Origin of the sequence: Microbispora hainanensis (assembly GCF_036186745.1) — a bacterium.
In the GTDB taxonomy this organism is placed as follows: Bacteria; Actinomycetota; Actinomycetes; order Streptosporangiales; family Streptosporangiaceae; genus Microbispora.
The window spans coordinates 7951304-7974154 of record NZ_CP108086.1; the positions used below are offsets into that span (position 1 = coordinate 7951304).

A 22851-nucleotide genomic window follows, 5' to 3' on the forward strand; every position below is an offset into this window, starting at 1 on the left:
TGGTACGGCGGCAGCTGGTCCGTCCGGGCGGCGGTCCATCAGATAGGTGAGCAGCGCGGCGGCCCTTGCGAGGATCGGCGCTATCGTCGGCCCATGGGAAGATCGCGCCCCCCTTTCCGCCGGCTCACCCCCGCCGAGCGCCGGCTCTGGGACGCCTATCCCTCCGGCGACTGGGTCGACCTGCGCCACGGCCGGGAGACCGATCCCTCCTCGGGCGGCGAGTGGGGCCGCTCCCGGGTGGTCAGGGCGGAGGTGATCTCCGCCCTGGTGCTCGACCGGGGCGCCGGCGGTTCGGCCCGGGTGCCGGGCGTCCGGCTCGCCGGGGCCCGGATCATCGGCGATCTCAACCTGTCCGACGCCACGATCGAGGCGAAGATCCACCTGCTCGACTGTCACATCGCCGGGACGGTCTCGTTCAACGACGCCAGGACCAGGGGCGTGCGGCTGCGCCGCTGCGACATCGTCCGCTTCCGGGCCAGCCGGGCCACGATCGACGGGCTGCTCGACCTCGACGGATCGGCCGTACGCGAGGGGGTGCGCCTGGACAACGCCCACGTGACCGGGCAGCTCCGGCTCTCCGGTGCCCGGTTGGGCACACCCGGCCAGAATCCCTACCGGGGCACGCCGCCCGGGGCGCCGTCCCTCCTGGAGCAGGCGCACTGGAGCGGGCCGGAGGGATCGCAGGAGCCGCGCACCTGGGAGTCGGTCGCGCTGTGGGCCGGCGGGCTGGTCGTGGACGGCAGCGCCTTCTTACGGAACATGCGGGCCACGGGCGGGCTGCGGCTGATCGGCGCCCGGTTCGCCAGCGGGCTCTACCTCCAGGGCGCGGTCGTCACCGCGGACGGCGTCCCCGCCGTGCACGCCGACCATTTGCAGGCCGACGCGGCCGAGCTCGGCGCGGGCTTCACCGCCCACGGCACCGTACGGTTGCGCGGCGCGCATATCCGCGGGGTCCTGTCGTTCCACGGGGCGGTGCTGCGGGCGACCGGACGGGCGCTGCACCTGAGCCACATGCAGGCGGACGAGCTCATCCTGCTGCCCGAGTCGATCGAGGGCGAGGTCAACCTCGGCTACTCCCGCTTCGGTGTGCTGTTCGACCGCCCGGAGAGCTACCCGGGCCACGTGCGGCTCGAAGGGCTGACGTACGAGTCGCTGCGCGGCCCGGCGACCCTGGCCGACCGGCTCTCCTGGCTGCGGCGCGACCCCGGAGGCTACCGCCCCCAGCCGTACGAGCAGCTCGCCGCCTACTGCCGGCGCATCGGCCACGAGCCGGACGCGCGCCGGGTGCTGCTGGCCAGGCAGCGGGCGCGGCGGCGGACGCTGCGGCCGCCCGGGCGGCTGTGGGGCCGGCTGCTCGACGGGCTCGTCGGGTACGGATACCGGCCCTGGCTCGCCGGGCTGTGGGCCGCGCTGCTCCTCGCGACGGGCACGGCGATCTTCACGCGGTGGCCACCCCACCAGATCGGCCTGGACGAGTCACGCCATTTCAACGCCTTCGTCTACACGCTCGACCTGCTGGTGCCGGTGAGCGTGTTCGAGCAGCGCGGGGCCTGGGAGCCGGCCGGATGGACCCAGTGGCTGGCGAACGGACTGATCGCGGCGGGCTGGATCCTCGCCACCGCGCTCATCGCCGGCGCGAGCAGGCTCCTGCGGCCGTCCAACGCCCCCTGAACGGGAGTCGGTTCGGCGAGCCGGACGCGCCGGACGTACGGCACAGCATAGTCAATCAAGTGATTGAATGACGTATCGCCGAAACCCCGGCGCACCCGTCCGATCCGGATGCGCCGGGCGAGCCGGGCGCCGAAAACCGTGCGGATCAGAAGGCCTCGTCGAAGCTGACGTCGCCCTCGACGGCCACCTGGTAGGCCGAGACACGGCGCTCGAAGAAGTTCGCCAGCTCCTGCACGTCCTGGAACTCCATGAACGGGAAGGGGTTATCCGTGCCGTACCGCACGGGCAGGCCGAGCCGGGCGAGCCTGCGGTCGGCGACATACTCCAGGTAACGCCGCATGTTGTCCGCGCTCATGACGCCGTGCCCGTCGCCGCACAGGTCGCGGGCGAAGGCGAGCTCGGCGGCGACCGCCTCCTCCATCATCCGCGTCACCTGGGCCGCCAGCTCGTCGTCGAACAGGTCCGGCTCCTCGCGGCGTACGGTGTCCACCACCTCGAAGGCGAACTCCATGTGCATCGACTCGTCGCGGAACACCCAGTTGGTGCCGGTCGCGAGACCGCCGAGCAGCCCCCGCGAGCGGAACCAGTAGACGTACGCGAAGGCGCCGTAGAAGAACAGTCCCTCGATGCAGGCGGCGAAGCAGATCAGGTTGAGCAGGAAGGCCCGCCGGTCCTCCCGGGTCTCCAGCCGGTTCAGCTCGCTGATCGAGTCGATCCAGCGGAAGCAGAACTCGGCCTTGTCGCGGATCGACGGGATGTGCTCGACGGCGGCGAACGCCTTGGCCCGCTCGTCGTGATCGGGCAGGTAGGTGTCGAGCAGGGTCAGGTAGAACTGGACGTGCACCGCCTCCTCGAACAGCTGCCTGCTCAGGTACAGCCGCGCCTCGGGGGCGTTGACGTGCTGATAGAGGTTCAGCACCAGGTTGTTGGCCACGATCGAGTCGCCGGTCGCGAAGAACGCCACGAGCCGGTTGATCAGGTGGCGCTCCCCCTCGTCGAGGGTCGCGAGGTCGGCGAGGTCGGAGGCGAGATCGACCTCCTCGACCGTCCAGGTGTTCCTGATCGCCGCGCGATACCTCTCGTAGAACCCGGGGTAGCGCATCGGGCGCAGGGTCAGGTCCATGCCGGGGTCGAGCAGCATCGTTCTCATTGGCAAGCCTCGCAGATCTCGGGGTTCTCAAGGGAGCAGGCGACGGCGTCCACCGGCGTGACCGCGGGGACGGTCGTCTGGGCGATCCTCGTCGCCGGGCGGGAGCGCAGGTAGTAGGTGGTCTTCAGGCCCGACCGCCAGGCGTAGGCGTACATCGACGAGAGCTTGCCGATGGTGGGGGCGGCCATGAAGAGGTTGAGCGACTGCGACTGGTCGACGTACGGCTGCCGCGCGGCGGCCAGGTCGATGAGCGCCTTCTGGGGCAGCTCCCAGGCGGTGCGGTAGAGCGTCCTGAGCTCGGCCGGGATGGCGGCGATGTCCTGGATCGAGCCGTCGTTGAGCTTGATCGCGTCGCGCATCGACCGCGTCCACAGGCCGAGGGCCTGGAGGTCCCGCACGAGATAACGGTTGACCTGGAGGAACTCCCCCGACAGCGTCTCCCGCTTGAAGACGTTGGACACCTGCGGCTCGACGCACTCGTAGCAGCCCGCGATCGAGGCGATCGTGGCCGTCGGCGCGATCGCGATCAGCAGGGAGTTGCGCAGTCCGGTCTCCGCGATCCTGGCCCGCAGCGCGGCCCACTCCTCCGGGTGGACCGGGGTGCACGGATAGTGGTCGAGGTGCAGCACGCCGTCCGCCGCCCGCGTCTCCCCGTACGCCGGGTGGCGCCCGCGCTCCGCGGCCAGGTCGGCCGAGGTGCCGTACGCCGCGAGCGCGATCTCCTCGGCGATGCGGGTGGACAGCGCGAGCGCCTCGGGCGAGTCGAACGGCAGGCGCAGCGCGAAGAACACGTCGGCGAGGCCCATGACGCCGAGGCCGACCGGCCGCCACTTGCGGTTGGCCGCCTCCGCCTCGGGCGTCGGATAGAAGCCGAGGTCGATCGTCCGGTCCAGGAACCGTACGGCGGTGCGGACGGTGGCGCGGAGCCTGCCGAAGTCGACGGCGTCGCCCTCCGGGGTCAGGTGCGCGGCGAGGTTGACCGAGCCGAGGTTGCACACGGCGGTCTCGCCGTCGCTGGTGACCTCCAGGATCTCGGTGCACAGGTTGGACAGGTGGATGACGTTGCCGGGCCGCGCGGTCTGGTTGGAGGCGCGGTTGGAGGCGTCCTTGAACGTCATCCAGCCGTTGCCGGTCTGGGCGAGCGTGCGCATCATCCGGGCATAGAGGGCGCGGGCCGGCACCTGCTTGACGTAGCACCCGGCGGCCTCCAGCTCGCGATAACGGGTGTCGAACGCCTCACCCCACAGGTCGGTCAGCTCGGGGACCTCCTTGGGGTCGAACAGCGACCACGTGCCGTCCGCCTCGACCCGGCGCATGAACTCGTCGGGCACCCAGTTGGCCAGGTTGAGGTTGTGCGTGCGCCGCGACTCCTCGCCCGTGTTGTCGCGAAGCTCCAGGAACTCCTCGATGTCGGCGTGCCAGGTCTCCAGGTAGACGCAGGCCGCGCCCTTGCGCCTGCCGCCCTGATTGACGGCCGCCACCGACGCGTCGAGCGTGCGCAGCCACGGCACGATGCCGTTGGACAGGCCGTTGGTGCCCCGGATCAGCGAGCCGCGCGAGCGCACCCGCGTCCAGGCGATGCCGATCCCGCCCGAATACTTCGACAGCCGGGCCACCTGGCCGTACCGCTCGTAGATGCTCTCCAGCTCGTCCCTCGGGGAGTCGAGCAGGAAGCACGACGAGAGCTGCGGCCGGCGCGCGCCCGAGTTGAACAGCGTCGGCGAGCTGGGCAGATAGGCCAGCGTGGACATCAGGCCGTACAGCTCGGCCGCCTCCGCCACCGTGGCCGACAGCCCGCAGGCGACGCGCAGCAGGAAGTGCTGCGGGCGCTCCAGCACGCGCCGGGTGACCGGGTGGCGCAGCAGGTAGCGGTCGTAGACCGTGCGCAGCCCGAAGTATTCGAACCGGTCGTCGGCCGCCGGGTCGATCAGCGCGTCGAGCGCCTCGGCCTCACCGGCCACGAAGGCGGCGACGGCGTCGCCAAGCAGCCCGGCGGCGTGGGCGGCGGCGACCGACTCGGAGAACGTGCGCACCCCCTCGGCCGCCGCCTCCTCCGCGATCAGCCCGCTCAGCAGCCTGGCCGCCCGGCGCGAGTTCTCCGGGTCGGCGATGACCCCGGCCGCCGCCTCCTCGATGGCCTGCCAGACCTGCGCCGCGTCCCACCCGCCGTCCGGGCCGCCGTCCGGGCCGCCGTCCGGGCCGGCCGATGCCCGCCGTACGGCACCGGTGGAGGGTCCGGAGTTCCCCGCCGAAGCCCACGGCCCGCCGCGTACCTCTGACGCGGGGTCCGCGGAAGCGGAGGCCGGGTCGGTGATCGTCATCAGATGCCCTCTCCTCGTCGTCTCGTGTCCCGGCCGGACCGGAGGGAGGCATGCCGCGGCGCACGCGCACGAGAGGGATTCGTGCCGTGACGATGCGGCGAGCCCGCCCTCGGGGCCCGGCGCGGGGCGCGCGCCCATGCGCGCGCATCGCTGGCAGGTCTTCGGACTCGCGGGCGCCCGGCCGGGCTCGCGCCCTGCCGGTCCTACTGGCCGTCGCTTCCCGGGCGCGCTCGCGCCCAGTGCTCGGAGCACAGCACCGTGCTGTGCCGACGGCGGTCGTTCCCGCTCACCGCTGCGGGGCAGTCCCGGATTTCCACCGGGTTCCCTCTTGCCTCACCAAGGTGAACCAGCAACGCGATGGATCCTACATCTAGTGGCCCTTCCCGCAAGCGCCCCCACAAGTTGTGTTTTTCAGCGGAGTCCGAGATCATTGAGGAGCAGGGCCGTACGGCGCGCCTCGCCGGCGAGCCATTGCCGGAAGTCGTCGCCGTCGAGCCACATCGGCGTCCAGTCGTTGCGCTCGCACAGGCGCCGCCAGCCCGGCGTGCCGGCGACGGCACGGCACAGATCGAGCAGGGCGTCCGGCTCGGGCGTGCCGCGCGGGGCGATCAGCCCGGTCCAGTCGGCGAACACGACGCGTACGCCCGACTCCGACAGCGTCGGCGCGTCCACCCCGGACAGCCGCTCGGCGGAGGAGACGGCGAGCGGGCGCAGCCGTCCGGCGCGCACATGGGGGGCGACCTCGCGCCTGCTGCCGAACCCGAGCGCGAGCCGCCCGTCGACGACCGCGGCGACGGCCTGCGCCCTGCTGCCGAACGCGACGTAGTCGAGCAGGCGGACGTCGGCTCCCAGGCCCCGGGCGGTCATGCCGAACAGCAGGTGTTCCGGGCCACGGTCGGCGCCGCCCGCGACCCGGTGCGCCCCCGGGTTCCGCAGCAGCGCGGCGGCGAACTGGTCGAACGTGCGATAGCCCGAGTCGGGCGAGGCGACCAGCACCTCCCACTCCCCCGCCAGCCGCGCGAGCGGTACGGCCCGGGCCACGAGGAGGGGGTCGCGGGCCAGCGCGCAGGCGGCGAGCAGCGCGGAGTCGGCGACCACCAGGCCGGCCCCCGGCCGGTTCAGGTCGGCGAGAGCCGTCCCGCCGCCACCGGTCTCCCGCCTGATCCGTACGGCCCGGGCCCAGCCACGCCCTTCCACGAGCGACTTGAACCCGGCGGCGACGCCCTCCCCGCACCCGCCGGGCGGGCCCGGGACCATCAGGGAGAGCTCCCCGCGGCGCGGGGGTGCGGGGACACCGCATGCGCCCGCGAGGGCCAGGACTCCCAGTGCGAGGACCGTACGGCGTCGCATGTCGGCACCCTCCACCCCGAAGAGTCCCTTACATGCACAGACTATGAGTAACTACACCATGTCACCACATAACGGACGTTACGGCTGCGGCGATCGATGGGTGGTTCTCGCCGGGTAGAGGGCGATCCCGCGGTGGTCGCGGGTCAGGCGCCTGCCGCAGGAGCTCGGAAAGAAGCCGTCGTCCTCGCTGCGATGGTGACTGCCCAGTGCGGCACAGCAGGTGTGACAGTGGGCACGCAGGTCGGGCTTGATCACCTCGACCCGCTTGGCTCGCGCGGGCAGTTCCGCGTGCGCAACACCCGCTCGGTCAGGGATACAGGCGTCGTATACAAAGGCAGGCATGGAGGACCTTGTCGAGCACCGTTACGGCCGCGACGACATACGGCTGATGACGGCGTCCTTCCGTAGGCATCACTTCGTTCCGCACGCGCACAGCGAGTACGCCATAGCGGCGATCGAGCGCGGGGTGGAGGCCGTCCGCTATCGCGGCGCCACCGAGCACGCGCCCGCGGGCAGCCTGCTCCTCCTCGACGCCGACACCATCCACGCCGGCCGTCCCGGCATCCCCGAGGGCTGGGACTACCGGGTCTTCTACATCCCGCAGCACCTGCTCGCGGAGCTCGCCGGGCACCGGCCGGCCTTCTCCACACCGGCTCCGTACGATCCTCGCCTGGCCGCCCGCCTGATCCGGCTGCACCGCCGCCGGGACCAGACCTCCCTCGCCGCGCAGGAGGAGTTCGAGGCGCTGTGCACCGAGATCCTCGCCCGCTACACGCGCCGCGGAATCGCCCCGGCGCCCATCCGCACGACGCCGGCGGGGCCGGTCGCGAAGGTGCAGCGGCATCTGGCCGAAGACCTGCGGCGCACCCCAAGCCTGGACGAGCTCGCGCAGGTGGCGGGCCTGCCCCGGTTCCGGCTGCTGCGCGCCTTCCGCCGCGAGACCGGCGTGACCCCGCACGGCTACCTGCTCCAGCTCCGCCTGCGCTGCGCCCAGCAGCTCCTGACCGCCGGGCACACCATCGCGCGGGCCGCCGCGGAGAGCGGCTTCTACGACCAGGCGCACCTGCACCGCCATTTCCGCCGTACGTTCGCGGCCACCCCGGGCCGGTTCGCGCGCAACGACGTACAAGACCGGCGCGGCTCGCGCGCCTAGCGTTGCCGGGCATGGACGAATACACCAGCCACGAATACACCGGGCCCGAATACACCGGGCCCGAGTTCTCCCGCAGCGCGCTGCTCACCATCGACCTGCAGCGCGACTTCGTCGCCGGCATCGCCGGCACCGCCGAGGTGCTGCCCGCGGTCCGGCGCCTCACGCACGCGTTCCGCGAGGCGGGGCGGCCCATCGTGCATGTCGTGCGCCTCTATCTGCCCGACGGCAGCAACGCCGACCTGTGCCGCCGGACGCTGCGCGGCATGGTCAACCCGCACTCCCCGGGCTCCCAGCTGGCCGCCGGACTGCTCCCCGGCGGGCTCCCCGGCGGAACGGCGGAACGCGAGCTCGACCCGGACCTGCTCCTCGCGGGACGCGCGCAGGAGGTCGGCCCGGGCGAGCACATCCTGTACAAAGCCCGCTGGAGCGCCTTCTACGGCACCCCGCTGCTGGAGCACCTCGCGGAACGCGCGGTGAGCACCGTGGTCGTCGCCGGGTGCAACTACCCGAACTGCCCGCGTTCCACCCTCGTCGACGCGACCGAGCGCGACCTGCGCGCCGTCGCGGTCCGCGACGCCCTGTCCGGCTGGACCGCCGGCGCGGACCGCGAGCTGGCGGGGATGGGCATCGCCTGCCTGGACACGAGCGAGGTCGTCGCCGCCGTCCGGTCGCGCGCGGCGTCCCGGGCCTGACTCCGTACGGCCCGCACCGGCACGCGGCGTGGGCCGTACGGCGTGCGGACGGTTATTCGACCGTCACGCTCTTGGCGAGGTTGCGCGGGCGGTCGACGTCGCGCTCCAGGGCGACGGCCGCGTGGTAGGCGAAAAGCTGCAGCGGGATCGTGAGCAGGATGGGGTCGAGCTCGACCTCGTTCTTGGGCACCACGATGCAGTCGTCGGCCGCCTCGGACGTGCGGTGGCCGACCATGAGGATGCGCCCGTGCCTGGCCCGGATCTCGCCCAGCGTGGTGAGGTTCTTGTCGAGCAGCTCGTCGTCCGGGACGATCGCGACCGTCGGCAGCTCGGGGCTGATCAGCGCGAGCGGGCCGTGCTTGAGCTCGCTCGCCGGGTATGCCTCGGCGTGGACGTAGGAGATCTCCTTGAGCTTCTGCGCGCCCTCGCGGGCCACCGGGTAGCCGCGCACCCGGCCGACGAACATCATGCCCGGCGAGTCGGCGTACTTCTTCGCCAGATCCCTGATCCGGTCCTCCAGCGTGAGGATCTCCTTGATCTGCTCGGGCAGCCGGCGCAGGCCCTCGCAGATCCTGCGGCCGTCGGCGGGCGACAGGTCGCGTACGCGGCCGAGGTGCAGGGCGAGCAGCGCGAACGCCACGGCCGTCGAGGTGAACGCCTTGGTGGACGCCACCGAGACCTCGGGACCCGCGTGCAGGTAGATGCCGCCGTCGGTCTCCCGGGCGATGGCGCTGCCGACGGTGTTGACGATGCCGAGCACCCGGCCGCCCTTGCGCTTGAGCTCCTGCACGGCGGCGAGCGTGTCGTACGTCTCCCCCGACTGGCTGATCGCCACGTACAGCGTGTCGGGCTCGACGACGGGGCTGCGGTAGCGGAACTCCGACGCGGGCTCGGCGTCGGCGGGGATGCGGGCCAGCTCCTCGATGAGCTGCGCGCCCATCTGCCCGGAGTAGTACGCGGACCCACAGCCGATGATCTTCACGCGGCGGAACGAGCGGGTCTCGCGGGCGTCCATGTTGAGGCCGCCCAGGTGGGCGATGTGGAACCGGTCGTCGATCCGGCCGCGCAGCGTGCGGGCGACCGTGTCGGGCTGCTCGGAGATCTCCTTGAGCAGGTAGTGCTCGTAGCCGCCGTTGTCGTAGTGGCCGGCGTCCCAGTCGACCGTGAACGGCTCCTTGGCCGTCTCCCTGGCGTCGCTGGTGAACGTGTTGAACCCGTCGGCCTTGATGACCGCGAGCTCGCCGTCCTCCAGGTGGACGACCTGCCGGGTGTAGCGGATGAGCGCGGCGACGTCGGAGGCGGCGAACATCTCCTTCTCGCCGAGGCCGAGCACGATCGGGCTGCCGTTGCGGGCCACCACGATCTCGCCGGGACGCTGCGCGTCGATGACGGCGATGCCGTACGTGCCGACCACGCTCTTCAGCGCCCGTGAGACGGCCTCGCGCAGCGAGTCGGTCTCCTTGACCATGCGCCCGACGAGCTGCGAGAGCACCTCGCTGTCGGTCTCGCTCTCGAACTTCACGCCCTCGCCCTCCAGGCGGCGGCGCAGCTCGTCGGCGTTCTCGATGATGCCGTTGTGCACGACCGCGACGCGCTGCTCCTGGTCGAGGTGCGGGTGCGCGTTCACGTCACTGGGCGCGCCGTGGGTGGCCCAGCGGGTGTGCCCGATGCCGCTCGTGCCCTTGAACTTCGCGGGTACGGCCGCCGCCAGGTCGGCGACCCGGCCCTTGACCTTGCGCGTCTTGAGGCTCTTGGCGTTCACGACGGCGAGGCCGGCCGAGTCGTAGCCCCGGTACTCCAGTCGCTGGAGACCTTCGAGCAGGATGGGTGCCGCATCCTTTGGCCCGACATAAGCGACGATTCCGCACATAACCGCTCCTATCCGTAAACGATCCGCCGGAGCTGGCGCAGGGTCAGCTCCGGTGCCGCGACACGCCTTCCCGCGAGCTCGGCGGAGATTCTGGGAAAGATCTGGTCGTTCGTCAGCCCCCTCGACTTGAGTTCGCCGTGGCGGCGCCGCACGTACTCTTCCGCGGGCTCGCCGAAGTACGCCAGGACGTCGGCCACCACGCGAGCCGCCTCCCCGGGCCCCAGTGACGTGGTCCGGGTGAGGTGACCGATCAGATCCTCGAAGGGATGCCGTGCCGTGGACACAGAGCAGGACCCTAACGCAGCGCCGATACCGACTAACAAGGATCCTGCCCGTTTTCGGGCAGGATCAGCTCCGCGAAGGCTCCAAACGGCGCCATGACAGCCCCTCGTTGCGGTCAGGGCAGTGTCCGCGAGGCCGCCCGCCGGGATTCAGCTCCTGCGCAGCAGCAGGCGGCCCTGGCGGAACCGCTCGCCGTCGAGAGGCTCGCGCAGCATCCGTGCCACCTCGGCGAAGCCCGCCTCGCGCGCCGGCTCGGCGAGGCCGTCGATCGGCCAGCGGTACGCCGGCGCCGCCTTGTGGTCGAACTCCGTCACCGGATCGCCCTCGGATTCGAAGAACCCGAGCAGGAGGTGGCCGCCGGGGGCCAGCACACGGCGGAACTCGGCGAAGTACGGCGGCAGCTCCCGCGGCGGGGTGTGGATGACCGAGTACCACGACAGGATGCCGCGCAGCTCGCCGTCGGCGAGGTCGAGCGCGTGCATGGAACCGACCTCGAAGCGCAGCCCGGGGTGCGCCGCACGGGCGAGCTCGATCATCCGGGGTGACAGGTCGATGCCGAAGGCGTCCAGCCCCAGACTCCGAAGGTGCGCCGTCACATAACCGGGGCCGCAGCCGAGTTCGGCGACGGGCCCTGCCCCGTCGGTCCGTACGAGCTCGGCGAACGCGGCCAGCGCCGCGCGGTCCAGCGGCAGGCGGTCGAGCGAGTCCCGGAAGAGATCGGCGTAGAGGTCGGCGACGGAGTCGTACGCCTGGGCCGTCGCGGTGAGATAGGGGGCGGATTCGGTCATGGCGGGTGACTCTAGTGCCTCGGCTCACCCCGCGCGGACCTCCGGACGCGCGGCGTGCGCGGCGCGGGCGATCGGGGGCGGACCCGGGAAGAACCGCCCCCGCAGGCCGGCGCGGGCGGTCAGGCCGCCGGGGCGGCGGCGCGCAGCACCTTCATGAACTCACGCATCCACGCCGGGTGGTCCGGCCAGGCCCGCCCGGTCACGAGGTTCCGGTCGACGTGCGCCTCGCTGTCGACCCACGTGCCGCCGCCGTTCTCGACGTCGGTCGCGCAGGCGGGGTACGCGCTGCTCTCGCGGCCCTTCAGCACCCCGGCGGCGGCGAGCACCAGCGGCCCGTGACAGAGCGCGGCGATCGGCTTTCCGGCGTCCGCGAAGTGGCGGACGATCTCCTGGACGTCCCGGTCGCCGCGGATGTACTCGGGGGCCCGGCCGCCGGGGATCACCAGCGCGGCGTACTCGTCCGGGTTCACGTCGGAGAAGGCGACGTCGGCCGCCCAGGTGTGGCCCGGCTTCTCGGTGTAGGTGTCGAAGCCGTCCACGAAGTCGTGCACCACGAACTGCAGCTTCTTCGCGGACGGCGCCGCGATGCGCGCCTCGTAGCCCTCCTCCAGAAGCCGCTGGTACGGGTACATCACCTCGAGGTCCTCGGCCGCGTCACCGGTGATGATCAGCACCTTCGCCATGGCGTAACCCCCTCGTGCGTACGGTTGCCGCCTCATCGTGCGCACGGCCTCGCCCGCGGGTCAACGTCTCGGCTTCCTTCGGTCACGTGCCGCGTGGGCGCCGGGATTGAGGCCAGTTGGCACCGGCACCCTCCGGGATCCGCTAGAGTTATTCCTGCGTCGCCGGGAAAAACCCGAGCGATCGCTGCGGAAGTGGCTCAGTGGTAGAGCATCACCTTGCCAAGGTGAGGGTCGCGGGTTCGAATCCCGTCTTCCGCTCGGAGCCCGGACGAGATCCGGGCACGGACGATTAGCTCAGCGGGAGAGCGCTTCCCTGACACGGAAGAGGTCACTGGTTCAATCCCAGTATCGTCCACCACATCCCGTCAAAGGCCGGGCCGCTTTCGCGGCTCGGCTTTTTGCGTTCGTTCCCGTCGCCGCGCGGCCCCAGCGGGTGGGCCCGATGCACGCGCCGGATGCCGATCCGCCCGGACGGCGACATCGCCTCTGCGCACATGAACGAGGCGGACACCCAAGGCTCCATCCGGCGCTCACGACGCGGTTCGGCTGAGGTCCGGCCGTCCGGCGAGTTGTAGACGTCGGCGTTCACTACTTCTTACAGTGAGCGTAGTAGACGTCCACGTTCACTATCGGTGGGTCCCAACGACCGCCCCGCCGCTCCCTGGAGCCCGCTTTGCCGACCCCCACGACCGACACGCGGTCCACCCGCCCGGCCCGGCACCGGCCCGGCCTCGTACTCACCGCCCTGCTGTTCTGCCAGCTCATGCTGGTCCTCGACGTCACCGTCGTGAACATCGCGCTCCCCCAGATCCACGACACGCTCGGCTTCACCTCCGAGGGCCTGGCCTGGGTGCTCAACGCCTACACCGTCACCTTCGGCGGGTTGCTCCTGCTCGGCGGGCGGGCGGGGGACATCGTCGGCCGCCGCCGGGTCTTCGTCACCGGCGTCGCGTTGTTCGGCGTGGCCTCGCTGGTCGGCGGGCTCGCCCCGGCCCCGGGCTGGCTGCTCGGGGCGCGGGCCGTCCAGGGGCTGGGGGCGGCGCTCGCCTCGCCGTCCGCGCTCGCGCTCATCTCGACCAACTTCGCCGAAGGGCCCGAACGCACCCGCGCCCTCGGGTTGTGGGGAGCGGTTTCCGGCTCGGCGGCCACGCTCGGGCTCATCGTCGGCGGCGTCCTCACCCACGTGGCCTCCTGGCGTTGGGTCCTTTTCATCAACGTGCCCATCACCGTCGCCGTGCTCGTCCTCACACCGCTGTTCGTCCGCGAGGCCGAGCGGTCGCCCGGCAGGTTCGACCTCCCCGGTGCACTCACCTCCACGACCGGCATGGGCGCCCTGGCCTTCGGGCTGATCAACGCGGCCTCGGCCGGCTGGGGCGACCGGGTCACTTCGATCGCGATCGGCGTGGCCGTGGTGTCGCTGGCGCTGTTCGCGCTGGCCGAGTCCCGCGCCCCCCAGCCGATCACCCCGCTCCACCTGCTGCGCGACCCGCTGCGGCTCCGTTCGTACGCGGCGATGCTGGTGGTCGGCGCGAGCATGGGCGGGATGTTCTACTTCCTCACCCAGTTCCTGCAGGAGGTGCTCGGATTCGGCCCGCTCCAGGCGGGTCTCGCGTTCCTGCCCGTCTCGCTCGTCCTGGTCGTGTCGGCGCAGCGCACCGCGGCGCTGCTGCCGAAGACCGGACCGGCGATCCCGACCGCCATCGGGGCGCTCGCGGTCACGGCCGGGCTGCTCTGGCTCGGCCGGCTCGACGAGACCAGCGGCTACTTCCCCGGGGTCGCCGTTCCGCTGGTGCTGTTCGGCATCGGCGCGGGCCTCATCTACGTTCCCTCGACCGTCGGCGCGACGGCGCGGGTGGCCGCGACCGAGTCGGGCGCCGCCTCGGGCATGCTCAACACCACCTCCCAGCTCGGCACGGCACTCGGCCTGGCCGCGCTCGTCACCGTCGCGGGCACAGCGGCACGCCACGCCGCCGCCCATCCCGTGGCCGGCCTGTCCGCGCAGGCCCAGGCGCAGCACGCGGCCACCTACGGCTTCACTCGCGCGTTCCTGGCGGCGGCGATGCTCGGCGTCGTGCTGCTCGTCATCAGCCTCATCGGCGGCTTCAGGCCGGTCCGGCCTACTGACCGTGCCTACTGACCCGGCCTACCGACCCGGCCTACTGACCAGGGGCGTCGCCGCCCCTGACGCCGGTTGCCGCCGTCAGGGGCAGCAGGACGCGGTCGACGACCGAGACGACCAGGTCTTCGGGGATGGCGGTGCCCTCGGTGAGGATGTGGTCGGCGAGCAGGGCCGGGCCGGCCGCGGCCACCAGCGGATCGGCCGCCTCGGACGCCACCTCGCCTCTGGCCGCCCCCTGCCGCAGGACTTCGGCGATCAGTTCCTTGCAGGGCCGCAGGACCCGCTGGTCGAACAGCTTGCGGCAGTCGCCGTCGCCCTCCACGGCCATCGCGTGGAACGCGCCGGCCCGGGTCGCGTCGGCGGCGCGCCGGATGCACGACAGCAGCGCGATCAGGTCGTCGCGGACGTGCCCGGTCAGCTCGACGTCGTACGGCGACGGCAGCACGCTGCTGAGCGCGTCGAGCACGAGCTCCTTCTTGTTGCCCCAGCGGCGGTAGAGCGCCGCCTTGCCCGTGTGGGCCGCGAGCGCGACGCTGTCCATGGTCATCCGGGCGAAGCCGACCTCGCTCAGCTCGGCGAAGACCGCGTCGAAGATGGCCCGCTGCAACTCCGCTCCGTGCCGGCGCTGGCCTCCGCCGGCATGGCCGGACTGGTCACGAACGGCGACCCCGCCCATCTCGGCCCTCCCGTGAAGTCGGCCCCCATCCTACGCCGCGCCGGAAAAGCGGTTTCGCGGTCCGATCTCGCCCGTGGAAGCCTGGATCCGCGGCGGCGCCGGCCGCTGACACGCGGCCGGCGCCGCCGAGGAATCGCGGCACGGCGCTCGCCATTTCCGGCGAAGCATTCCCGCCGCCACCGGCGCGCCCCCGCCAAGAGCACCGGTATCCCGATGGGCACGGCGGATCCCTGCCCGTCATCGCCGCCGAGATAATCTTCTATCGATTAGTCCAGGGCGAACACAAACCATTTAACCGGAAATAGTCCGATGCTTGTCTAGATTTCTTCTTAATGACGGCTTTTGTCGCCCTTTTGTGGGCTCGCGGATTGCACGACGAGAACCTGTGGCGCGGCCTGATGCATCCGGGTGCGCAGCCAGAGCAACTGGACGGCCGTCTCCGGGGCACAGTGGCGGGCGAGGCCGAGCAGCTCGTCGTCCCTGAGCCCGCGGGCGGCCTGTGCGACCACGCTCCACGACAGGTCGCACTCGGTGGCGAGGAGATACAGCCCGTGCAGCTCGCGCAGCAGCGCGAGGCCGCCGCCGTCCCCGCGCGAGCCCGGCGTCATCCGTGGGCGGCGGGCGGTTCCGGTCTCCGCGCCCGCGGCCTCGAAATCCCCGCCGTCGATACTCGCGGCGTCGATACTCGCGGCGTCGAAAGCCCCGGCGGCGAAGCCGCCGGTATCGAACTCGCCGGTATCGAACTCGCCCCTGCCGAAGCCACCGGCGTCGAATGAACCCGTACCGAAACCCGCGGCGTCGAACCCTGAATCGAAACCCGCGTCGAAACCACCGGTGCCGAACGTGTCCAGCCCCGTGGGCCGCGACGGGGCGGAACCCGGATCGCGCGATTCCGCGGAGCGGTACCTGTGCAGGAAGGGCTCCAGCCGTTCGGTGTGATCGCGGCACTGCGCGGCCAGGCGCTCGCAGACGCCGCAGAGGTCGGACTCGCGGGGGTGGCCGCGCCGCAGCGCGCGGAACCCGGACGACAGCGCGTGCTGCGTGCGGGACAGCGTCTCGAGGTAGCGCGCCAGATGCTCGCTCACCGCTCATCACATCCGCGGACGGCGTCCCCCCAAGCGGTGCGTGTGCCTGCAAGGGCCATGTGTCGTCGCTTCCTTCCGGTAGGCCGACCCACCTCATCTCCGGCGATCGCGGACGTCAGACCTCCTCGTATCGCTCCGGCGCCTCCCCTCCACCGGCCGCGGCCGTCACCTCGGGCCGCGTGCTCGCGCCGCGGCCGAGGCGCGTGGCGGCGGCCGAGTAGAGCCCCTCCCCCACGGGGGCCTCCCCGCGCCGCCCGGCCTTCACCAGCCGGACCGCCACCGCCGTACGCAGCGGCCTGCGGGACACCGGGTCCCACGCGGTGAGCGTCAGCTCCGCCACCACGCGCGCCAGGGCCTCGTCCTGCCCGTCGAGCGGCAGCACCACGACCCCCCGGTGCACGCCGCCCGACAGGCGCGCGACGGCCTCCAGCACGCCCAGAGGCGACTCGGCCCGGACGAGGTCGCCGTCCTCGATGCCGAGCAGCGCGGCGTCGCCGGGGTGGACCTCCAGGCACGGCCCGGCCGGGAACGGCTCGGGCCCGGCGACGGCATCGCCGCGACGGCCCGGACCGCGGCGCGGCCCCCTGCGGACGGTGAGGACCAGCGGATGCTCGTCACCGGCGACCTCGGGAGACGGCTCGAAATCCGCGGCGTGGAGGAACGCCCGTCCCCCGGGGTTCTGCGCGCGGTAGCGTTCCTCGCCCAGCTCGGCCCCCGTGGCAAGGTCGGCCCCGAACGTCTGGCAGTCCCCCGGCCTGGTGGCGAAGCGCCCCCCGGCGTACAGCCGCTCGACGCCGTGGGAGCCGGCCGGCGTGCAGGGCCACTGGACGCCCCCGGCGCGCAGCCGGTCGTAGGTGATCCCGGTGTGGTCGCACGGACGGCCCCTGGTGCACGCCTTCCACGCCTCGAACGCCGACTCGGCGTCCGTCCAGTGCACGAGCGGCCGGCCGTCCCGGTCGCGCAGGTCCATCCGCCGCGCGTAGTCGAGCAGGATGTCGAGGTCGGCCCTGGCCTCCCCCGGCGCCTCGACCGCCTTCTCGCACAGGTGCACCGTGCGGTCGGCGCCGGTGACGGTGCCGGTCTTCTCGCCCCAGACCGCCGCGGGGAGCACCACGTCGGCCAGCCGCGCGGTCTCGGTCAGGTACGCGTCCTGGACGACGACCAACAGGTCCTCCCTCGCGAGGATCCGGTCGAAGCCGGGGATCGTGGCGGCCGGATCGGAGGCCGTGATCCACAGCAGCCCGATCGAGCCCTCCTCGGCGTACCTGAGGATCTGGGTCGCGTGCGTGGCCGGTCCCCAGTGCGGGATGACGGCGGGATCGACGTTCCACAGGTCGGCCAGCTCGCGCACGTGCCCGGTGTCGGCCCAGTTGCGCAGCCCGGGCAGGTCCGCGGCCGAGCCCGTCACCAGCGCGTCGCATCCGGGACCGCCGAGCTGGAACAGCCCGGCCCCCGGCCGGCCGAGCATGCCGCGCAGCAGGTGGACGTTGTTGACCTGGCAGGCCGCGGCGGTCGCCTGGTTGGAGCCCAGGAACTCGGGGCCCACGGTGGACACGAGCCGTTCGGCCGCGCCCAGGATCTCGGCGGCCTGCTCGATCTGCGCGACCGGCACCGCGCAGATCTCCGCCGCCCGCTTGGCGGGGTACGCCTCGACGATCCGCCACAGCCGTTCGAACCCCACGGTGTGCGCGGCGACGTAGGCGGCGTCGTACCAGCCGCCCGCGATCAGTTCGTGCAGCAGGCCGTTGAGGAGGGCCACGTTGGTGCCGGGACGCACGGCGAGGTGGACGTCGGCCTCCACGGCCGCCGCCGTCCCCTCCGGGCCCACCACGATCATGGCGGGCGGCCGGGATCCGAGCCGCCGGTCGAGCATGCGCTCCCACAGCACGGGATGGGTGGCGGCGCAGTCGTGCCCCCACAGCGCGAGCGCGTCGCAGTGGTCCACGTCGGTGTACGACCCGGGCTGGCCGTCGGTGCCGAAGCTCGCCGCGAGCGCGGCCGCGGCGGCCGCCGCGCCCCAGCGGGTGTCGCCGTCCATGTGCGGGGTGCCGATCCCCGCCTTGCCGATGACGGCGAGGGTGTAGTGCTCCTCGAGGAAGAGCCGCGTGCCGGTGTGGAAGGCGAGACGGCCCCAGCCGCCGGGCCGGGCGAGCAGTTCCCGCGACGTCGCGACGACACGCTCCATCGCGACGTCCCACGTCGTCTCCACCAGCCGCCCGTTCTCGCGTACGAGGGGGCGGGTGAGCCGGCCCGCGCGAGGCTGCCACGCCTGCCACTCCCGGGGGTCGAGCCTGCCGTGGTTGACGCGGTCGCCGGCCCGGCCGCGCACCCCCACGATCCGGCCGCCGCGCACCGCCAGGTCGAGGGCGTCGCCGTTGGAGCCCGCCGCGGACACGGCGGGCACCCACCGCTCGGCGCTCGGCTCCGCGGCGCCGTCCTCCGTCAGCACGTCCACCCGCACCGGCCAGGGGCTGCCGAGGCGGATGACCGGGGGAAGCGCGTCGCGCATGTGGCTCGGCAGGGCCGCGGCCAGCCGTTCCACCGCGTCGGGAGGTCCGTACGGCGTGCGCCGCCCCCTGGGATCGGCGATGCGGTCCAGCACCTGGCACCTCCGCGGTGACGACGCCCGAACGAGGCGTCCCGTACCCGGTGCCGTGCACCTCTGATCCCGGAATCGCCCGAACTGACCGGTTCCTTTTCGAATACTTTCCATAGGGTGTCAATGCCGGACCTGCCCCCTGCACGGGTCCCGTGATCTGTAAAGTGCATTTACTGGATAATGTCGGCGCGGCCTGGCGGGGGGCGGCCCGCGCGTTCGCGTGTGGGGTGCGAATGGACGGACGCACGACCGGTCCGGTCGTCACGGGCACGTCCACGCCCCTCGTCGGACGGCGGGACGCGCTGGCCGCGCTGCGCGGCGCGATGGCCGCGAGCCGTCGCGACGGGTTCCAGTTCCTCGCGCTGGCCGGTGAGCCGGGCGCGGGCAAGACGCGGCTGCTCGGCGAGCTCGCGGCGATGGCCGGCGCGGACGGCTTCACCTCCTTGTGGGGACGCGCCGCCGAGTATGAGCAGATGCTTCCCTACAGCGCCCTGGTCGACGCGCTCGACGACCATCTCGACGCACGCCGGGAGGAGGTCGTCAGGGCCGTGGGGGCCGGGCAGGCCGCCCTGCTGTCCGGCGTCTTCCCCGGGCTCGCGGCCGAAGGGGCTCCGGCCGCCGACGAGCCCGCGCTGGCCGACGACCGCAGCGGCCTGGCCCGCTATCGGCTCTACCGGGCCGTACGGCACCTGGTGGGCGCGCTGGCCGGGCCGTCCGGCCTGCTGCTGGTGCTCGACGACGTCCACTGGGCCGACGACGGCACCATCGAGTTCCTCGACCACGTGGTGCGGCACCCGCCCGCCGGTCCGGTGCTGATGGCCGTGGCCTTCCGCCCGGCCCAGGCCGCCCCCCGCGTGGCCAGGCTGGCCGCGGCGGCGGGACCGCGCGGGCACGAGGTCGTGGTCGGTCCCCTCAGCGCCGCCGAGGTCCGGCAGTTCCTCGGCCCCCAGGTCAGCCGGGGGCGCAGCATGGCCCTGTACGAGGCCAGCGGGGGCAACCCGTTCTATCTCGAGGCGCTGGCCCGGATGGACGGCACCGACGTGACCGAGCTGCCGCCGACCGTGCTCGCCGCGCTCCAGGTCGAGCTGGCCGACCTGTCCCCCGGCGCCCTGCTGGTGGCCCAGGCCGCCGCGGTCGCCGCCGACGAGTTCGAGCCGGCCGTCGCCGCCGTGGCCGCCGAGGTGCCGCCGGCCGTCACGCTGGCCGCGCTCGACGAACTGGTCGAGCGCGACATCGTCCGCAGCGCGGGCGGCCGGTTCCGCTTCCGCCACCCGCTCGTACGGCGGGCCGTCTACGAGTCGGCGGCGGCGGGCTGGCGCCTGGGCGCGCACGCCAGGATCGCGGCCCACCTGGCCGAGCTGGGCGCCCCGGCGACCGTACAGGCCCACCACGTGGAGCATTCTGGGTCGTTCGGCGACCGGCGAGCGGTGGAGGTGCTGGTGGAGGCGGCCCGCGCGGTGACCGCGCACGCGCCCGCCACCTCGGCGCACTGGCTGCAGGCGGCGCTGCGGCTCATGCCGGACGACGCCGCGGCCCGGGAGGAACGGCTCGCGCTGATGCTGGAGCTGAGCTGGGCCCAGGGGATCAGCGGCAGGCTGGCCGAGGGCCGCGACACCGCACGCGAGCTGCTGCGCATGCTGCCCGACGACGACTACCCCCGCAGGGGCCGCGCGGCCCGGGTCTGCGCGCTGATGGAGCGCCAGCTCGACCGCCCGCAGGAGGCCAGAGCGCTGCTGCTCGACGAGCTGAGCCGGATGCCCAACCCCCGGGCGGCCGCCGCGGTGCCGATGCGCATGCGCCTGGTCGCCGAGAGCATGATGCGGGTGGACTTCCGGGCCGCCCAGGCCGTGCTCGACCTGATGCCCGACAACGCCGACGACTGGGAGCCCGGGCTCGCGGTCGCGGTGGCGGCGCTGCGCCCGATGCCCGCCCTCGCCGCGCGCCGCATCGACGACGCGCTGCGCTACGCCGACATCGCCGGCAAGCTGCTCGCGGACGCGCCGGACGAGCACCTGTCCGAGTGGCTGGACGCCATCGCCTGGCTCTGCTGGGCCGAGTCCTACCTGGGCCGCTATGGCGATGCGCTGCGCCACTTCGACCGGGCGGCGGCCGTCGCGCGGTCGACCGGGCAGACCTACATCCTGACCAACCTGCTGGCGGGCCGGGCCAAGACGCTGGTGGCGACGGGCCGCCTGGCGGAGGCCAGGGCCACCGCCGAGGAGTCGGTCGAGTGCGCCCGGCTGCTCGACTCCGGCCAGCAGCTCGTGTTCGCGCTCACCCAGCTCTGCCTGGCCGAGTCGTGGAGCGGCGACGACGAGGCGGCCATCCGCGCCGGCGAGGAGGCCGTACGCTGCGGCGTCGGGGCGGGCGAGACCTGGGAGGCCACGGCCCGCTACGCCCGAGGACAGGCCCTGGTCAACGCGGGCCGGTTCGCCGAGGGCGTCGAGGCGGTGCTGGACGCGTGCAACCGGTTCGACTCGCCGCGGGTGGACCCGGGCACGCTGCTCCAGGCGTGCGAGGCGCTCGCCTACGCGGACGCCTCCCGGGAGACGAGTGCCGTGGCCGGCGCCGTGCTCGGCGTTGGGACCGGGACCGAGGCGGCCGCCGAGGCGGCGGCTCGGGCGGGGCAGTGGGCGGCGCTCGCCGTACGCCTGGAGGAACCGCGGCTGCCGGCCTACTGCGGCTTCGCCTCGCTCGCCCGCGCGCACGCGCTGTCCCGCGAAGACCCGTCCGCCGCGGCCGCGGCGGCGGAGGAGGCGGCCCGCGCGCTGGCCGCGGGCGAGCGGCGGCTCGACGCGGGCCGGGCCCTGCTCACCGCCGGGCTCGCGCATCTCGGAGCGCCCGGCGGCCGTAGCCGCGCCAGGGAGAACCTCCGCGCCGCGGCCGAGATCTTCGACTCCTGCGGCGCCCGCGCGCTCAAGGCACGCACCGAGCGCGAGCTGCGCCGCCTCGGCGTACGGGTGGGCGGCGGCGCGACCACGGCCGCGAGCGGGGAGGCGGCCAGGTTCGGGCTGTCGCCCCGGGAGCTGGAGGTGGCGCTGCTGGTCGCCGAGGGGCTGACCAACCAGCAGGTCGCCGAGCGGCTCTTCCTCAGCGTGCGTACGGTGGAAACGCACCTGTCGCGGATCTTCGCCAAGCTGGAGGTGACCTCCCGGGTCGGCGTGGCCACCGCCCTTACGCGCTGAGTGCGGACAAGTACGGGTTTTCCACGATGTCGCCGCTATAGCCGGTCCTGGGATCGTAGCCCCGGGCAGAAAGGCGATCGAATGGAACACCGCATACCCCGGTTCACGCTCGACGGCGTGCGCAACGCCGAGGTCACGGTCCATCCGTTCGCCACGGAGGACGAGCTGGGGTTACAGCTCACCCGGTTCCGTAGTCACGACACGCCGGCGCAGGGGGCGCAGGACGACGTCGTGCTGCTCGTGCACGGACTGACCTCGTCGAGCGACATGTTCATCATGCCGGAGCACACGAACCTGGTCCGGTTCCTGCACGACAACGGGTTCGGCGACGTGTGGGCGCTGGACTTCCGGATGAGCAACAGATTTCCGTACAACATCGAGACCCGCAGGCACACGCTGGACGACATCGCCCAGTATGACCACCCGGCAGCACTGCGCGAGATCCGCCGCCATGTGGGGGCGCGGCGGATCCACGTGGTGGCCCACTGCCTGGGGTCGGTGAGCTTCCACATGAGCCTGTTCTCCGGGGCCGTCAGCGGGATCGCCGGCGTGGTCGCCAACAGCGTCGCGCTGACCCCCCGGGTGCACCCCTGGGCCCGGCTCAAGCTGACCCTCGGCCCCACGCTGCTGGAGTACGGCACGGGCCTGCCCTACCTGGACCCCCGGTTCAAGGACGCGCCCCCGCTGTCGCGGCGGTGGCTGCTGGCGCGCGCCGTCTCCTACTTCCACCCCGAGTGCCGGGAGCCCGCCTGCCACATGCAGAGCTTCATGTGGGGCAGCGGCAGGCCTGCGATGTACCGCCACGGCAACCTGTCGCCGAGCACGCACGTGCACGAGCGGCTCGCCGACCTCAACGGCGCCTGCGACCTGCACTACTACCGGCACGTGCGGAAGATGGTGGCCGCCGGGCGCGCGGTGAAGTACGACACCGGCGACCCGAGGTTCGCCGCGCTGCCGGACGACTACCTCGTCAACGCGGCCGACGTCGACACGCCCATCCTGTTCCTGACGGGCGACCACAACGACGTCTTCACCGACTCCAACATCGTCTGCCACCGCGTCCTGTCGAAGGCGGCGCCGGGACGGCACGAGCTGCGGGTCCTGCCCGGCTACGGGCACATCGATCCCCTGATCGGCCGGAACGCGCACCGGGACGTCTTCCCGCACATCCTCGACTTCCTGAAGCGGCACAGCGGTCGCTGACCACGGCGCTGAGAGACCATTACT

Annotated in this window: 17 protein-coding genes, 2 tRNA genes and 1 riboswitch; of the genes, 8 read left to right on the top strand and 11 right to left on the bottom strand. The window is 72.7% G+C overall.

Features of this window, described 5'->3' with window-relative positions; all coding sequences use genetic code 11:
- Positions 1-93 precede the first annotated feature (93 nt).
- A complete protein-coding gene (locus OHB01_RS36120) occupies positions 94-1671 on the top strand; it encodes a hypothetical protein (RefSeq protein WP_328710460.1) in 1578 nt (525 codons plus the stop codon).
- A 145-nt stretch (positions 1672-1816) separates the two neighbouring features.
- Here the strand turns inward: OHB01_RS36120 and OHB01_RS36125 are convergent, their stop codons facing one another.
- From OHB01_RS36125 to OHB01_RS36135, 3 genes are all read right to left on the bottom strand, one after another.
- Positions 1817-2821: a ribonucleotide-diphosphate reductase subunit beta gene (locus OHB01_RS36125; protein WP_240971885.1), complete on the bottom strand. Its 1005-nt coding sequence runs from the start codon at positions 2819-2821 to the stop codon at positions 1817-1819.
- Positions 2818-5142, bottom strand: a complete 2325-nt coding sequence (locus tag OHB01_RS36130; RefSeq protein WP_142650388.1) for a ribonucleoside-diphosphate reductase subunit alpha — start codon at positions 5140-5142, stop codon at positions 2818-2820. Before OHB01_RS36130 ends, OHB01_RS36125 begins: the two co-directional genes overlap by 4 nt.
- 134 nt (positions 5143-5276) lie before the next feature.
- Positions 5277-5508, bottom strand: a riboswitch (cobalamin riboswitch).
- A gap of 45 nt (positions 5509-5553) precedes the next feature.
- On the bottom strand, positions 5554-6492 hold the full coding sequence (locus OHB01_RS36135; protein WP_142650387.1) for a tripartite tricarboxylate transporter substrate-binding protein: 939 nt from the start codon (positions 6490-6492) through the stop codon (positions 5554-5556).
- A gap of 340 nt (positions 6493-6832) precedes the next feature.
- On the opposite strand from OHB01_RS36135, the gene OHB01_RS36140 reads away from it, so the two are divergent.
- The gene (locus OHB01_RS36140; protein ID WP_142650386.1) at positions 6833-7645 is read left to right on the top strand and encodes an AraC family transcriptional regulator; all 813 of its coding nucleotides are present in this window, start codon (positions 6833-6835) and stop codon (positions 7643-7645) included.
- 11 nt (positions 7646-7656) lie between these two features.
- Positions 7657-8337, top strand: coding sequence for an isochorismatase family cysteine hydrolase (locus tag OHB01_RS36145; RefSeq protein WP_328854593.1), 681 nt, complete (start codon positions 7657-7659; stop codon positions 8335-8337).
- A gap of 52 nt (positions 8338-8389) precedes the next feature.
- Here OHB01_RS36145 and glmS read toward each other — a convergent pair whose 3' ends face one another.
- The 4 genes from glmS to OHB01_RS36165 all read right to left on the bottom strand — a co-directional run bounded on the left by glmS (position 8390) and on the right by OHB01_RS36165 (position 11960).
- A complete protein-coding gene (gene glmS / locus OHB01_RS36150) occupies positions 8390-10207 on the bottom strand; it encodes a glutamine--fructose-6-phosphate transaminase (isomerizing) (RefSeq protein ID WP_142650384.1) in 1818 nt (605 codons plus the stop codon).
- A gap of 8 nt (positions 10208-10215) precedes the next feature.
- Positions 10216-10491, bottom strand: coding sequence for a hypothetical protein (locus OHB01_RS36155; RefSeq protein ID WP_030505148.1), 276 nt, complete (start codon positions 10489-10491; stop codon positions 10216-10218).
- 147 nt (positions 10492-10638) lie between these two features.
- Positions 10639-11277, bottom strand: coding sequence for a class I SAM-dependent methyltransferase (locus OHB01_RS36160; RefSeq protein ID WP_142650383.1), 639 nt, complete (start codon positions 11275-11277; stop codon positions 10639-10641).
- A gap of 119 nt (positions 11278-11396) precedes the next feature.
- Positions 11397-11960: a DJ-1/PfpI family protein gene (locus tag OHB01_RS36165; RefSeq protein ID WP_142650382.1), complete on the bottom strand. Its 564-nt coding sequence runs from the start codon at positions 11958-11960 to the stop codon at positions 11397-11399.
- A 186-nt stretch (positions 11961-12146) separates the two neighbouring features.
- Here OHB01_RS36165 and OHB01_RS36170 point away from each other — a divergent pair.
- Both OHB01_RS36170 and OHB01_RS36175 read left to right on the top strand, forming a co-directional pair.
- Positions 12147-12218, top strand: a tRNA-Gly gene (locus OHB01_RS36170).
- Positions 12219-12243: 25 nt separating this feature from the next.
- Positions 12244-12318 (top strand) — tRNA-Val (locus OHB01_RS36175).
- Here OHB01_RS36175 and OHB01_RS36180 read toward each other — a convergent pair.
- A complete protein-coding gene (locus OHB01_RS36180) occupies positions 12289-12549 on the bottom strand; it encodes a hypothetical protein (RefSeq protein ID WP_142650381.1) in 261 nt (86 codons plus the stop codon). The two genes, OHB01_RS36175 and OHB01_RS36180, sit on opposite strands and share 30 nt — an antisense overlap.
- A gap of 84 nt (positions 12550-12633) precedes the next feature.
- Between OHB01_RS36180 and OHB01_RS36185 the strand changes: the two genes are divergently transcribed.
- Complete coding sequence (locus tag OHB01_RS36185; protein WP_328854594.1) at positions 12634-14097, top strand: MFS transporter; 1464 nt, start codon at positions 12634-12636, stop codon at positions 14095-14097.
- Positions 14098-14116: 19 nt separating this feature from the next.
- Here OHB01_RS36185 and OHB01_RS36190 read toward each other — a convergent pair whose 3' ends face one another.
- From OHB01_RS36190 to OHB01_RS36200, 3 genes are all read right to left on the bottom strand, one after another.
- Positions 14117-14755, bottom strand: a complete 639-nt coding sequence (locus OHB01_RS36190; RefSeq protein ID WP_328710466.1) for a TetR/AcrR family transcriptional regulator — start codon at positions 14753-14755, stop codon at positions 14117-14119.
- Between the two features lie 329 nt (positions 14756-15084).
- Positions 15085-15840, bottom strand: a complete 756-nt coding sequence (locus OHB01_RS36195) for a hypothetical protein (RefSeq protein ID WP_328710467.1) — start codon at positions 15838-15840, stop codon at positions 15085-15087.
- A 115-nt stretch (positions 15841-15955) separates the two neighbouring features.
- On the bottom strand, positions 15956-18442 hold the full coding sequence (locus tag OHB01_RS36200; protein WP_328854595.1) for a molybdopterin oxidoreductase family protein: 2487 nt from the start codon (positions 18440-18442) through the stop codon (positions 15956-15958).
- A gap of 230 nt (positions 18443-18672) precedes the next feature.
- On the opposite strand from OHB01_RS36200, the gene OHB01_RS36205 reads away from it, so the two are divergent.
- Both OHB01_RS36205 and OHB01_RS36210 read left to right on the top strand, forming a co-directional pair.
- Positions 18673-21624, top strand: coding sequence for a helix-turn-helix transcriptional regulator (locus tag OHB01_RS36205; RefSeq protein WP_142650376.1), 2952 nt, complete (start codon positions 18673-18675; stop codon positions 21622-21624).
- A gap of 81 nt (positions 21625-21705) precedes the next feature.
- Positions 21706-22827 (top strand): alpha/beta fold hydrolase, encoded by a 1122-nt coding sequence (locus OHB01_RS36210; RefSeq protein WP_142650375.1) that lies wholly within the window; start codon positions 21706-21708, stop codon positions 22825-22827.
- Positions 22828-22851 lie beyond the last annotated feature (24 nt).